The 13,538-nt window shown below is 68.5% G+C and carries 12 protein-coding genes and 1 pseudogene; 10 read left to right on the top strand and 3 right to left on the bottom strand.

The features are described 5' to 3' along the window. Nucleotides 1-2: 2 nt before the first annotated feature. The 10 genes and pseudogenes from IAE60_RS18710 to IAE60_RS02180 all read left to right on the top strand — a co-directional run. Nucleotides 3-800: pseudogene (locus tag IAE60_RS18710) on the top strand (cyanophycinase); the annotation flags it as partial. A gap of 270 nt (nt 801-1,070) precedes the next feature. Then, the gene (locus IAE60_RS18705; protein ID WP_244966694.1) at nt 1,071-2,027 is read left to right on the top strand and encodes an isoaspartyl peptidase/L-asparaginase family protein; all 957 of its coding nucleotides are present in this window, start codon (nt 1,071-1,073) and stop codon (nt 2,025-2,027) included. Between the two features lie 46 nt (nt 2,028-2,073). Further along, nucleotides 2,074-2,817, top strand: a complete 744-nt coding sequence (locus IAE60_RS02215; protein WP_187573696.1) for an energy transducer TonB — start codon at nt 2,074-2,076, stop codon at nt 2,815-2,817. A gap of 312 nt (nt 2,818-3,129) precedes the next feature. Further along, nucleotides 3,130-4,779: a prealbumin-like fold domain-containing protein gene (locus tag IAE60_RS02210; RefSeq protein WP_187573695.1), complete on the top strand. Its 1,650-nt coding sequence runs from the start codon at nt 3,130-3,132 to the stop codon at nt 4,777-4,779. Between the two features lie 71 nt (nt 4,780-4,850). Next, on the top strand, nt 4,851-6,950 hold the full coding sequence (locus tag IAE60_RS02205) for a gluconolaconase (protein WP_185894453.1): 2,100 nt from the start codon (nt 4,851-4,853) through the stop codon (nt 6,948-6,950). Between the two features lie 93 nt (nt 6,951-7,043). Next, nucleotides 7,044-7,469 carry a YciI family protein gene (locus IAE60_RS02200; protein ID WP_187573694.1) on the top strand — a complete coding sequence of 142 codons (426 nt, stop codon included), beginning with the start codon at nt 7,044-7,046 and terminating at the stop codon, nt 7,467-7,469. 10 nt (nt 7,470-7,479) lie between these two features. Next, a complete protein-coding gene (locus tag IAE60_RS02195; protein ID WP_187573693.1) occupies nt 7,480-7,887 on the top strand; it encodes a VOC family protein in 408 nt (135 codons plus the stop codon). Between the two features lie 222 nt (nt 7,888-8,109). Continuing rightward, complete coding sequence (locus IAE60_RS02190; RefSeq protein WP_244966637.1) at nt 8,110-8,637, top strand: hypothetical protein; 528 nt, start codon at nt 8,110-8,112, stop codon at nt 8,635-8,637. A gap of 26 nt (nt 8,638-8,663) precedes the next feature. Beyond that, entirely contained in the window at nt 8,664-10,010 is a 1,347-nt protein-coding gene (locus IAE60_RS02185; RefSeq protein WP_244966693.1) for a phospholipase effector Tle1 domain-containing protein, read from the top strand. A 71-nt stretch (nt 10,011-10,081) separates the two neighbouring features. After that, nucleotides 10,082-12,016 (top strand): alpha/beta hydrolase family protein, encoded by a 1,935-nt coding sequence (locus tag IAE60_RS02180; RefSeq protein WP_187573691.1) that lies wholly within the window; start codon nt 10,082-10,084, stop codon nt 12,014-12,016. Between the two features lie 7 nt (nt 12,017-12,023). Here IAE60_RS02180 and IAE60_RS02175 read toward each other — a convergent pair whose 3' ends face one another. The 3 genes from IAE60_RS02175 to IAE60_RS02165 all read right to left on the bottom strand — a co-directional run bounded on the left by IAE60_RS02175 (nt 12,024) and on the right by IAE60_RS02165 (nt 13,497). After that, nucleotides 12,024-12,398 (bottom strand): YciI family protein, encoded by a 375-nt coding sequence (locus tag IAE60_RS02175; RefSeq protein ID WP_187573690.1) that lies wholly within the window; start codon nt 12,396-12,398, stop codon nt 12,024-12,026. A gap of 88 nt (nt 12,399-12,486) precedes the next feature. Further along, nucleotides 12,487-12,735, bottom strand: coding sequence for a DUF3297 family protein (locus IAE60_RS02170; RefSeq protein WP_162108327.1), 249 nt, complete (start codon nt 12,733-12,735; stop codon nt 12,487-12,489). A gap of 51 nt (nt 12,736-12,786) precedes the next feature. Beyond that, the gene (locus IAE60_RS02165) at nt 12,787-13,497 is read right to left on the bottom strand and encodes a DUF6445 family protein (RefSeq protein ID WP_187573689.1); all 711 of its coding nucleotides are present in this window, start codon (nt 13,495-13,497) and stop codon (nt 12,787-12,789) included. Between the last annotated feature and the right edge of the window lie 41 nt (nt 13,498-13,538).

The raw sequence follows: 13,538 nt of genomic DNA, 5'->3' as shown, positions 1-13,538 counted from the left end.
GCATGGGGGAAGCGCGGCCCCGCTTCGTCTCCACAAGTCACCGGTACGTGGCATCCTGCCGCGACCTTCGACGTGGAGTGCATGGCATGGTGTCTGTCCTTAGTGCGGTGCGGCGCGGTGCGCTGGGCATGCTGTTGCTGGCGGCGGCGCTGCCGGCGTTCGCGGCCAAGCCCGCCCATTACGTGCTCGGCGACGTGTCGGCCAGGACGCCGGGCAAGGTCGAGCCGGGCCTGCTGCTGATGGGGGGCGGCGACCGCAATTTCGAGGCCATGCGCTGGTTCATGAAGAAGGCGGGCAACGGCCACATCGTGGTGCTGCGCGCCTCGCAGGCGGGCGAGATCGGCGAGGAGTTCTTCAACGAGGTCGGCGGCATCGCCTCGGTGGAAACCTACGTCTTCAGCGACCGCGAAAGCGCAAGCGATCCGGCCGTGCTGCGCAGCCTGAAGCGCGCCGACGGCATCTTCCTGGCCGGCGGCGACCAGTCGCGCTACGTGCGCTACTGGCGCGGCACGCCGGTGGGCGCGGCGCTGGATGCGCACGTGCGCGCGGGCAAGCCGCTGGGCGGCACCAGCGCCGGCCTGGCCATGCAGGGCGAATACCTCTACGGCGCGATGGACGGTGGCAGCGTGATCAGCCCGCATGCGCTGGCCGACCCGCTGGGTCCGGACAACACCATCGAGACGGATTTCCTGCAGCTGGCGCTGCTGAAGGGCGTGATCACCGATACGCACTTCAGCGAGCGCAACCGCCTGGGCCGGCTGATCGCCTTCGTCGCCAAGGCCGAGTCGCTGGCCGGCAGGCCGATCCTGGGCTTGGGCGTGGACGAGGATGCCGCGGTCGCCGTGGAAGGCGACGGCACCGCGCGCGTGTACGCCACCGCGCCGGGCGCCGGCGCCACGGTGGTGAAGGGCGGCTTTGCGCAGAAGCAGGTCGAAGACGAGCCGATGAACCTGGACCGCGTCGATACCGTCATCGCCGGCGTGGATTCCGTGCTGCACCTGCCCAGCGGACGCGTCGACAACCCGGCGGCCGAGCGTCGCTACGCGGTGCGCAACGGCGTGCTGGTGGCGATGGATGCGCCGGTGCTGGTGATCCACGGCGGTGCGGGCGTGGAGCGCGCCGGCATGACCCCGGCCGACGAAGCCGTCGCGCGCACCGCACTGGAAGCGGCACTGCGCGCAGGGCACGCGCAGCTGAAGGCGGGCAAGCCCGCGCTGGAGGCCGTGACCGCCGCGATCACCGTGCTGGAGGATGCGCCGCAGTTCAACGCCGGCCGCGGTGCGGTGTTCACCCACGACGGCAGGAACGAACTCGACTCCTCGATCATGGACGGCGCCACCGGCAAGGCCGGCGCGGTCGCCGGCGTGCATCGCGTCAAGAACCCGATCACCCTGGCGCGCGCGGTGATGGACCGGTCGCGCCACGTGATGATGGTCGGCGGCGGCGCCGAGGCGTTCGCCAAGGAGCAGGGCATCGCCCTGGTCGATCCGTCCTACTTCCGCACCGAAAAGCGCTGGCAGCAGCTGCAGAACGCGTTGAAGGAAGAGCAGCAGGCGCAGGCGAGCAATATGCCGCAGGACCTGCCGGGCAAGGCCTACTTCGGCACGGTCGGCGCGCTGGCGCTGGATGCGAAGGGCCAGCTTGCCGCGGGCACGTCGACCGGCGGCATGACCAACAAGCGCTACGGCCGCGTGGGCGACTCGCCGATCATCGGCGCGGGCACCTGGGCCGACGACCGCTGCGCGTTCTCCGGTACCGGCTGGGGCGAGTACTACATCCGTGCCGCCGCCGCGCACGAGGTCTGCGCCCGCGTGCGCCTGGCCGGCCAGAGCCTCGCGCGCGCCGCGGACAGCGTGATCAACCGCGACATCCCCAAGGCCGGCGGCGATGGCGGTGCGATCGCGCTGGGCGCCGATGGCAGCATGGCGTTCCCGTTCAATACCGAGGGCATGTACCGCGGCTGGATCGGCGCCGATGGCGTGCCGCATGTGGCCATCTACAAGGAAGATCCGCTGCCCGCGCGCTGAGTCGGGATGGCGCTATGCTTCGACCGACCCTGGGGAGAGAGAAGCCATGCGCAAGATGTGGGGAATCGGGCTGCTGATGGTGGCCCTCAGTGCGGCGTCGGCCGAGCCGGCGCCCAAGCCGATCCACTTCCGTGCGCATGCGCGGGTCGCGCTGGATGCGCAGGGCGTGCCGCAGCAGGTGGACGTGGACCAGAAGCTGCCTGCCGTGATCCGCGATGCGATCGCGCAACGCGTGGGGCAATGGCGTTTCGAGCCCGCCCGGGCCGGCGAACAGCCGCGTGCGGGCGCCACGACCGTTTTCGTGGATGCGTGCGCCGTTCCGTCGGTAGACGGCGCCATGCGGCTGGCGGTGGACTATGGCTGGAACGGGCCAGGCTATGCGGACGGACGCTACTTCCATCCGGCGCCGCGTTATCCGGTCGAGGCCGCGAGGCGGAACAAGGGGGGCGCGTTCCGCGTGGTGCTGCAGATCGGCACCGATGGGCGCGCCACGGTGGAGACGATCGAGGCCCAGGAGGGGCAGCTGCCGCTGTTCGAGCAGGCGCTGCGCACCTGGGTGGCCTCGTTGCGCTACGTGCCCGAGGAGATCGACGGAGCGCCCGTCGCCACCCGCGTGGCGATCCCCGTGGATTTCTCGATGGGCGGCCCGGGCCTGCGTGAGTACCGGCGCCAGGAGCGCGAGGCCCGGCAGCAGTCGCCCGAATGCCGGGCGGCGATGGGAGCAGAGGATGCGTCCCCTTCGCAGCCGGTCGTGCTGGATTCCCCGTTCAGGCCGGTCACCGCCGGGTAGATCTCCCGTTCGGAACATCGGCGCCCCGTTGGCTGCCTCTTGGTGGCCACAACTGTGACGTGGTTATCAAATGTGCCGTCTGTAAGTTAAGATACAGATCACACTTTGGATCCACCCCGCCTCGCCAGGACCGGCGCCACGGGGAGGGTTCACCACAGGGGCAGGCGGGGCCATCAGGGAGGTCCGACCCGGGCAGCGCCTCGTCAACAGACGCGTCAGGGGTTCCGTTCGTCGATGTCGTACCGCGCTCATGGTGATCTGCGCCCGAGCGGCGCACCTTCCGCACGCCACCCGCACGCTCCCAACGCCGCGATGACCGCGCCGCTGCGGCGCCGAAAGGCTGGCGCCTTCCGGGCCGGCCTGGTGCTCGTCGGCCTGTTGCTGGCCGGCCCCGCGCTGGCGCTGATCACCACGGGCTGGACGACCAATGGCACCGCTTCGGCCAGTGCCACCGTCAACGGCATCACCGTGACATTGACGGGGCAGGCGGACGAGGCCTATTCGACCGGCACCTTCAACAACACCAACTGGTGGAACGACCCCTACGGCGGTGGCGTCAACGGCGGTCCCTCGCTGACGATGGTCTACGACAATGCCGGCACGCGTAACTACGTGTTCACCTTCAGCAAGGCGGTGGACAATCCGGTGCTGCATGTAGATCGCCTTGGCGGCTACTACGACAACAACCGGCCGAACAGCGCGCGCTGGACACTGACCGGATTCACCGCGACGGGCGGATCGGTAGCGCTGGAGCGACTGTCGGGCAACAACCAGTTCACCGTGACGCCGGCGCAGAACCGCTTCCTGCGCGCGACGACCGGGACGTTCGGTGGGACCGGTTCGGCAGAATGCCTGTCCACGTCGAACGGTACCGCCTGCGGATCGGTCCGCTTCAATGGCACCGGCATCACCCGGCTTACCTTCGCGGTGGACATGGCGGGCGACCGAGGTGCGGGCGACGAGTTCGAACTGCGCTGGAGTTTCGATGGCGCGAAGATGGTCGTGCGCAAGCAGTCCGTCGGCGGCACCGGCACATTCGGCATCACGGCCGGCAATGCGCTGTCGCAGGCCTTCAACCTGGTCACGACGGCGCAGAACACGCCCGTGGCGTCGAACACGTATCCGCTCACCGACCACGCGGCGGCGATCACGCTGACCGAATCCAACGTTCCTTCCGGTTATGTGCTGCTGGGAGCCGCCTGCACCGACCAGAACGGCGCCACGGTGTCTGCCAACGTCGACACGGCCGCGCGCCAGGTCACCATTCCGTCCGCCAACTACCGCGCCAACCAGACCATCACCTGCACGCTGAGCAACGCCGCACCCGCCACGCTGGCCCTGGCCAAGACGTGGACCAATGCCGCGGTCAACGACACCGCCACCCTGTCGGGCAGCGGCGGCACGAACACCGCCACGCTCACGTCCGTCGCCAACAGTGCCGCCGAGACCGATACCGGTGCCGCCGTGCAGGTGGCGCCCGGGAACGTCATCACCCTGTCCGAAACGCTGGGCGCGGGCAATGCGCGACCCTACACCGCCAGCGCTTGGACGTGCACCGGCGGCACCCTGAGCGGGAACACGCTGACCCTCACGAATGCACACGCCGGGCAGGCGATCGTCTGTTCCGTCACCAACAGCGGGCAGGTGACCGACGTGTCGGTGATCAAGTCGGCCGCGGCGGGCCCGGTGATCAGCGGGCAGGTGGCGAGCTTCACCGTCGTCGTCTCCAACGCCGGACCGCTTGCCGCCGATGGCGCGGTGGTCAGCGACACCCCCGGTGCCGGCCTGGACTGCCCGGTCTCGGGCAATCCGATCACCTGCAGCGCCAGTGGCGGCGCCGCCTGTCCGGGCGCGGCCTCGCTGCCGGGCCTGGTGGGGGCGGGCGTGGCGGTGCCGACCCTGCCGGTCGGCGGGACCGTGACCTTTACGGTCCCCTGCCAAGTGACGGCCAGCGGCCTGTAGGTCCGCACGCGCTTCCCAAGCGCGTCGCCCGTCATCCATGATGCGGCGTCCCGATCCGCTGCATTGAAGTGATGAGTCGTACTGCCTGGGCCTGGGCGGTGGTGGTGCTGACCACCGTCGCGCTCGCCGCGACCTTCCTGGTCACCCCCCGTTTCCCCGTCCCCGTGCCCGAATCCGGGCCGCCAGCCACCCCGTTCGGATGGTCCGGGCAGCTGTCGCTGGTGGCGGGCGATGGCATGCGCGGGCTCCGGGACGGGACCGGCGCGGCGGCACGGTTCGACGACCCCTGGGGCATCGTGGTGGCGGCCGACGGGACGCGCTATGTCGCCGACGCGGGCGACAACAACCGGATCCGCCGCATCGCGCCCGACGGTACCGTGTCGACCCTGGCGGGCGGACGCGAGGGATTCGCCGATGGCACGGGCGCGACGGCCGCCTTCCATACGCCCTCGGCGCTGGCGCTGGACGGCGACGGCAACCTGTATGTCGCCGACACCGGCAACCATGCCATCCGCAAGGTCACGTCGCAGGGCGTGGTGACCACGCTCGCCGGGGGAGGCGGCCCCGGCTTCCGCGACGGGCCGGCGCGGCAGGCCCTGTTCAATGGACCCATCGGCGTGGCCGTGGACGGCGCCGGCCGGGTCTACGTGGCCGACACCTACAACGACCGCATCCGCGTGATCAGCCGCGAGGGTCAGGTGAGCACGCTGGCCGGTGGCGACGGCCCTGGCTTCCAGGACGGCACCGGCGATCAGGCGCGCTTCGATACGCCCACCGCCGTGGCGGTGGATGCGACAGGGGTCGCGTGGGTGGCCGACCTGCGCAACGACGCGATCCGGCGCATCGGGCCGAAGGGCGGCGTCAGCACGCTTCCGCTGCAGCCCGATCTGGACACGCAGGCCGGGCCGCGCCGCCCGCTGGCGCTGGCGCTCACCCACGATGGCCACCTGTACGTCGGCGAGCTGTCCACCGGCCGCGTGATGCAGGTGATGCGCGATGGACGCTGGCGGGCGCTGGCCGGCCATCTGCCGGGGCAGCGGTTCTCGCGGACCGCAGGACTGGCCGTCGACGCCGCCGGCGATGTGCATTTCACCGACGCGGGCAGCCATCGCGTGCATCGCATCGCACCGATGACGGCGGCTGCGGCGGCCGCCGTCACGCCGGTCGGTCCCGCGCCGGACGATCCTCTGCCCGACACCGGGGGCCGCTGGCCGCTCGCGCCGCAGGACGGATGGCACGAAGTCGTGGGGACGCTGGGCGAAGTGCGCGGCGACTACCAGGGCGAGAGCCGCCACCACCTGCACGGCGGGCTCGACATCCGTGGCGATGTGGGTGCCACCGTGCTGGCCATCGCCGATGGCAAGGTGAGCAGCCCCTCGGCTGCATGGGGATTCGATGGCCTGGGCGAAGGGCTGGCCGTCGGCGCATTGGCCTACATCCACATGAAGGTGGGGCGTACGCCCCGCGGCGACCTGCTCGATCCTGCGCGCTTCCAGCTGCTGCATGACCTCAGCGGCGATCCTTCCCGCATCCGCGTGCGCCGCGGCACCCGCTTTTCCGTGGGAGATGCACTGGGCACGGTGAACCGCATGGCCCACGTGCACCTGTCCCTCGGCCCGCCCGGCTACGAGCGCAATGCGATCGCGTTGGGCTTCGCCGGTTTCACCGATGTCTATCCGCCGCGGATCGACGAAGTGGCGCTGTTCGATACGCTGGACCAGCCCATCGATGCGAAGCAGGACGGCCGCATCGTGGTGCCGCGCGACCTGCAGGGCATCCGCATCGTGGTGGATGCGTGGGACCAGGTGGACCGCAACCTGCCGCGCAGGCGCCTGGGTCTGCATGCATTGGGCTACCAACTGCTGCACCCCGACGGCACACCGGTACCCGGCTTCGAAACGCCGCGCATGACCATCGATTTCCAGCGCCTGCCTTCCGACGATGCCGTGCAGGTGGCCTACGCGCCGGGCAGCGGCATCACCGTGCACGGCAGCGCCGTCACCCGGTTCCGCTACAGCGTCACCAACACCGTGCGCGACGGCGCCTGGGCCGAAGGCGCGTGGCAGCCCGCGTCGCTTGCGCCCGGCGACTACCTGCTGCGCATCACCGCCCGCGACCACAGCGGCAACGAGGCGCAGGCGCGCCGCGACCTGCCGCTGCGCCTGCCCTAGGCGCGGGATCGGCGTGTCGATCGCCGCCCCTTCCGTTCGTCGTCTCCCTGAAAGCGCCGGATCGCCCGGCGCAACGCGCGACGGAGAACCCGCATGAAAGTCATGGTCCTGGTGAAGGCCAGCCCCGCATCCGAAGCCGGCGAGATGCCGGGCACCGAACTGCTCACCGAGATGGGCAGGTTCAACGAAGCGCTGGTGAAGGCCGGCATCCTGTTGGCTGGCGAGGGCCTGCATCCTAGTTCGCGTGGCGCACGCGTGCGGTTCGACGGCAGACAGCGCACGGTGATCGATGGGCCGTTCGGCGAAACCAAGGAACTGGTGGCGGGTTTCTGGTTGTGGCAGGTCCGCAATCTCGACGAAGCCATCGAATGGATCAAGCGCGCGCCGTTCGATGGCGGTGCGGAGATCGAACTGCGCCCGGTGTTCGAAGCCGACGACTTCGGCGACGCGCTGACGCCCGAACTGCGCGAGCAGGAAGCGCGTCTGGCAGCCGACCTCCACGCCCGCAACCCGCAGTGAGGCGCAGCGCATGAGCACCCAGATCTTCGTGAACCTGCCGGTACGCGACCTGTCGGCGTCCAAGGCCTTCTTCAACGCGCTCGGCTACGCGACCAATCCGAGCTTCACCAACGACGAAGCCGCCTGCCTGGTCATCAGCGACAGCATCTACGTGATGCTGCTGGTGGAGCCGTTCTTCCTGGGCTTTACCCGCAAGTCGCTATGCGATGCGCGGACGCATACCGAGGTGCTGCTGTGCCTGTCGGTCGCCAGCCGCAGCGAGGTGGATGCGATGGTCGCCAAGGCACTGTCGGCCGGCGGTCGTGAGCCGATGGAAGCCAAGGATTACGGTTTCATGTACCAGCGCGGCTTCGAGGATCTCGATGGCCACCTGTGGGAGGTCGTGCACATGGATGAGGCCAGACCGTCTACCGACTGATGCAGCCGGTGGGGCTTTGAAGTAAATGAATGCAGTGCGCGGCGTTGCTCACATTAGCGCGTCGCGGCTTGCGTCGCGTGGCACCGTGTCGTACAGATAAGGCTGTTTCTGGCAGGAGGCCTCGCGATGATCCGAAGACCAGCGCCTGCCGGCAGGAATGGCGTTCGCTCCGCTTTCGCAGGGATGATCGTATCGATGGTCGTAACCACAGGGTGCCAAGGCATGGCGATGACGCAGGAATCCGGGCACGTGCCCTCGGGGGGGGGAAACTCAACGAATAGCGAACCATTGACGTTCGTGCGGCATAACTTCGGTGCGTTCTGCTACTCGACCTATGGCTGCCGGGTGACCTACAACGGGTTCATGCACATCTCCGAGCCAGACGATGTGCTCCAGCTGTCTTCAGCCTCGCTCGGCGAGAAGTACCCTGCGAACCTGGATGCGAGCTATCTCTCGGTCGGTAATTTCCCAGAACCAGCCCAAGTGGTGTGGAAGTCGAAGGATGGTGTGAAGCATTCGGCTTCCGTTGACATTGCAAGCATATTCCGGGACCAGCGCGTCCTTCATCATGTGCCCAATGGAGCCGTGGATGGCGACATCGGCGACCCCGGCATCATTCTGGAAGTGAACGACAGGACGATCAACGTCTACATGAAGGCGTTCGTGCCTACCCGGGTCCCGCAGATCCCAGGAAACGAGTACAGCCGCTTCCGGGATGACCTGATTCTGGCGTGGAGCAAGACCTACTAGCGGGAAGACGCACAAGGAGCGTGAAGATGGGCGGCGATCGACATCCGGATGGCGTGGAAACCTACCCGGCAACGCCGGAAGACCTGGCGACCTACACGCAGGCGCGGGCGCAACTCGCGGCATTTCAGGCTCCTGTCCTGGTGGATGGGGACCGGACTCGGGAGCGACTATTCGTCGCGGCATTCGATGGAACCGGTAACAGTTTGCATAAGGATGCTCCTGAGAACCTCACGAATGTAGCGAGGATCCGCGAGCAGGTTGAGGCGCTCCACAAGCGAGGCGAGGCTTCGCAGATCGCAACGGGGTATGTCGAAGGGCCCGGAACCCAAGGCGGGTTGCCCGGGCTTTCGGATGCGATACGTGGCGGCACTTACGAAGCCAGGATGGAGGAGATGTATCTCCAGTTCACCCATAAGGCTGCCAAATGGCTGCAGGAGAACCCCAACGCCGACATCCGCATCGCCGCCATCGGCTTCAGTCGAGGTGCCGAGCAGGCCGCCGGCTTCACCCGCCTGATCGAAGAGCGGGGCATCCAGGATCCCGCGGGCATGAAGGTGGTCCGGGATCGAAACGGCTTCATCGAGCGGCTCGAGTTCACGCGCCCGCCCCTGCGCGAACCCGGCACCGTCATCCAGGCCGTCGGCCTGTTCGATCCGGTGGGTACCGGTGAGCCGCGCAACCATGATCGCCGGCTGCCGCCCTCGGTGGTGTCGGGATTCCAGATCACCGCCGAAGACGAGCGACGCAACCTGTTCCAGTCCACGCGCGTGCTGGATCCCGGCGTGACCGATGGCGGGCGCTTTCTCAACGTCACCGTCGCGGGTGCGCACAGCGACATCGGCGGAAGCTACGCGCTGGACGGGCTGTCCATCCGCAGCGGCAACCTGATGATCGACTACCTCAACGCGCTGAGCGATCCGCCCTTCCTGCAGAAGCGCGAGGAACCCACCGATCCGGCGCGGAACGTCATCCATCGGTCCGAGGACCACCAGTTCTTCTACCGCACCTCCGTGTACGACAAGGGGGGAGTCCGCGGCAGGCAGGAAGAGCTGGCGCCACCAGCGTTGTGCAGGATCGACTGCCTCGATGCCCAGCCCCGCAATGCGGCGATGACCGAAAGCCTGCGCTGGCATCCGGTCGAGATCGGACCCACGCCGGTAGCGGCATCGCCGGCGAACATGGTCGAACAGCTGCTGCAGGCAGCGAAGCAGGGCGATACCGCCGCCATCGACCGGATCGGGCGCGACCATTTGCACAGCGAACACGGGCAGGCGTGGCTGCGCGGTGGCCAGCAGCGGTTGCAGGAACTCCAGCCGATCCTCCCCGCGCTGCCGGTGGAACCGCAGCGGGATCCCGCCGCACTCGCGCGCTGATCCTTCGCTTGTCGCGTCCCGTCGCCCTGCGGTTTAATCCACGCGGGGACAGCGATGCCAAGGAGGCATCCATGGGGTGGGGAACACGGAGTGCGGGCATTCTGCTGGGATGCCTGCTGGCGCCGCTGGCGCAGGCCCAGGTGGATCTGGAGCCGTTCCTGAAGCAGGACGTGCTGGAAACGCTGAAGATCTCGCCGACCGGCGAGTACTACGCCCTGACCGTGCCGCTGGAGGACCAGACCATCCTCGCCGTGCAGCGGCGCAGCGACCGTCAGATCACCGCGAAGATCAGCGCCGGCGCCGACAGCATCATTGACGATGTCTGGTGGGTCAGCGACGATCGCGTCGTCGTGTCGGTGGCGAAGAAATACGGTTCACGCGACCAGCCCTATGCGACCGGCGAACTGTATGCGACGAACGTGGACGGCTCGGTGCGCCGGCAGATCTTCGGGCGCTATGGGCTGGATGGCAACGACCCGCTGCCGCGCGCGGCCGAGCTGGTCGACCCGATGCCGGACGATCCGCGCAAGGTGCTGATCAGCATGTACGCGCTCGACACCTCGATGCCGAACACGCGGCTGATGACCCTGGACGCGTACAACGGCAAGCTCGACACCGTGGCGACGGCCCCCATCCGCCGCGCCGACTTCGTCGTGGATGCGACGGGTGAGGTCCGCTTCGCGCTGGGTGCGGGCGAGGACAATGCCAGCAAGCTCTATCACCGCGCCACCAGCGACGCTCCCTGGACGCTGATCAACGACGAGAACACGACGCAGCGTGTCGAAGTGCCGAGGGGCTTTGCGCCCGACGGCCGCACGGCCTACCTGCAGGTCGAGCAGCGCGACGGGCCGGACGCGATCGTGGCGCTGGATACGGTGACCGGCGAGCGCACGCAGGTACTCCGCGATGCGGTGGTCGATCCCTACCGGATCATCCGCGCCCCGGGCGGTCGCACGCCGGTGGGCAGCTTCTTCATGCACGACAGGCTGCGCACGGTGTTCTTCGACGAAACATCGGAGACGGCGCGCCTCTACCGCAAGCTCGAGCGGTCATTTCCGGGTCATTCGGTCCTGATCACCTCGGGCACGCGGGACGGCAGGCTGAAGGTCGTGCACATCTGGAACGACACCAGTCCGGGCGACTTCTACCTGTTCAACACCGAAACCAACGCGGCCGACCTGATCTTCAGCCGGCGCAGCTGGTTGGATCCGGCCACGCTGGCGCCCAGCGAATCGGTCGCGTTGAAGGCGCGCGATGGCCTGCCGCTCCATGGGTACCTGACGCGCCCCCGCGGCAGCCGCGGTCCGCTGCCGTTGGTGGTGATGCCGCATGGCGGACCGATCGGCATCTTCGATCGCTGGGAGATCGACGACGAGGCGCAGATGCTGGCGCGCGCCGGCTACGCCGTGCTCCGGCTCAATTTCCGCGGCTCGGGCAACTACGGGCGCGCGCACATGCAGGCCGGTGCACGCGAATGGGGCGGTGCGATGCAGGACGACCTCACCGATGCCACGCGCTGGGCGATAGAGCAGAAGATCGCCGACCCGCAGCGCATCTGCCTGTACGGCGCCAGCTATGGCGGCTATGCGGCACTGATGGGCGTGGCGAAGGAGCCGGCGCTGTATCGCTGCGCGGCCGGCTACGTGGGCGTGTACGACCTGGAGCTGATGCACCGGCAGAAATCGCGCCATGCCAAGTGGCTCGGCAACTACATGGACGACTGGGTGGGCGACGAGCGCGCGGCGCTGGCCGATATCTCGCCCACGTCATTGGCGACGAAGATCCGTGTGCCGGTCTTCCTGGCCGCGGGCGGAAAGGACGAGATCGCCCCGCAGGCGCACACCGAGAGGATGGAAAAGGCATTGAAGGCGGCGGGCGTGCCGGTGGAAGCGCTGTACGTGCGCACCGAGGGGCATGGCTTCTACGCCGAAGAAAACCGCCGTGCGTACTACAACCGGCTGCTGGGGTTCCTGTCGCGCCACCTCGGCGGCGCGGCCGCCAAATGACGCGCGCTCAGGCGCCCACGCGCCTGCGTACCGCGTCGAAATCGCGCACCGGCCGCACCTCGATGCTGCCGGTGCCGATCCACGGGAACTCCTGCGCGATCTTCACCGCCTCGTCCAGGCTGTCGGCCTCGATCAGGTTGTAGCCGCCCAGGATCTCCTTGGTCTCGGCGAACGGGCCATCGACGACCTGTGTCTTGCCGTCGCGAACACGCACAGTGCGTGCGGTGCTCCCATGCTCGAGTTGCTGCGATTCGAGCAGCGTGCCCTGCGCCTTCAGTTCGTCGGCGTGGGTGATGCAGCCGTGCATCATCTGGTCGAACGCACCGGCAGGCAGCGCTTCGAGCAGCGTGTCGTCGGTATAGATCAGCAACAGGAACTTCATGCGCCCTCCCGGCGAGCCGTGCAGGCCGGGATTGTGCCACGCCCTCGTGATGGACGGCGCCACGGCCGCGGCAGGCGCGGCGACGCGCTCACTCGGCGGCGGGCGAGCGGTACCAGGCCTCCACGGTGCCCTTGATCTTCATCGTCATCGGGTTGCCGCGGCGATCCTTGGACTTGCCGACCGGTACGCGCACCCAGCCCTCGCTGATGCAGTACTCCTCCACGTTGTCGCGCTCCACGCCGTTGAAGCGGATGCCCACGCCACGGTCCATCGCCTGGGCGTCATGGAAGGGGCTGCGGGGATCGGAGGCCAGGCGGTCGGGAGGGGTATCAGACATGGTCGTGCATCGTGCGGGCGGAAAGGCGACAGGATACCCGAAGCGCGCCGTTCACCACGCCACGCGGTTGCGGCTGCACACCAGGACGGCCTGCAGCGTCAGCCTTCCCTGGCGCGGATCGGTTGCCAGCCGGGAGGGGTCGGCGATGGCCGGCGCGTGGAAGGCCGCGCCGTCGTGGATGAGCAGCCTGTTCCAGCGTGCCGGCACCGTGCGCATGTGGGCGAAATACGCGCTGCTCGCATGCGGAAAGTCTGCGGCGATGGCATGGCGTTGGGAGAACGCGTCCGGCGACAACGCGTCCGCATCGTGTTCCAACTGCTCGAGCACCTGTGCCGACACGCGCGGGGCGAAGAAATGCGTGCCACCGAGGGTGGTGTCGTGGAACAGGAACAACTCCGCCACCGCGATGCACTGCTCCGACGTGAAGGTACGCTCGCGCCGCGGAATCCAGTGCGTGGGTGCCAGCGCCGCTGCCGGGGATGTCAGCAGCGCCAGGCGGCTGGCGCTGCGCAGCACACGGCGGGCCCCCAACGCGCGTCTGGCGTGATCGCGGAAGACATCGTGCAGCAGGGCGGTGAATTCCTCCGGCATCCGCAGCTGCAGGCCGGGGAACACGGCCGGCGGTGCCGCCTGGAAATCCTCCCGGTACGCCTGCGCGAACGCAGGCAGCCGTTCCGGTGCCAGCAGGGCATCGTCGATGACGACGCAGGCGGCCTGTCCGTCAAGGGGCAGGTACTGGACCTGGGGATGCGGATTGAACATGGCGCGGCCTCCCCGGCATGCGGCCAAGCGCGCCGGCACCG

Source organism: Pseudoxanthomonas mexicana, from assembly GCF_014397415.1.
GTDB lineage: Bacteria > Pseudomonadota > Gammaproteobacteria > Xanthomonadales > Xanthomonadaceae > Pseudoxanthomonas_A > Pseudoxanthomonas_A mexicana.
Note: the sequence above shows the minus strand (reverse complement) of the source record. Positions and strands in the feature narration are given on the sequence as shown.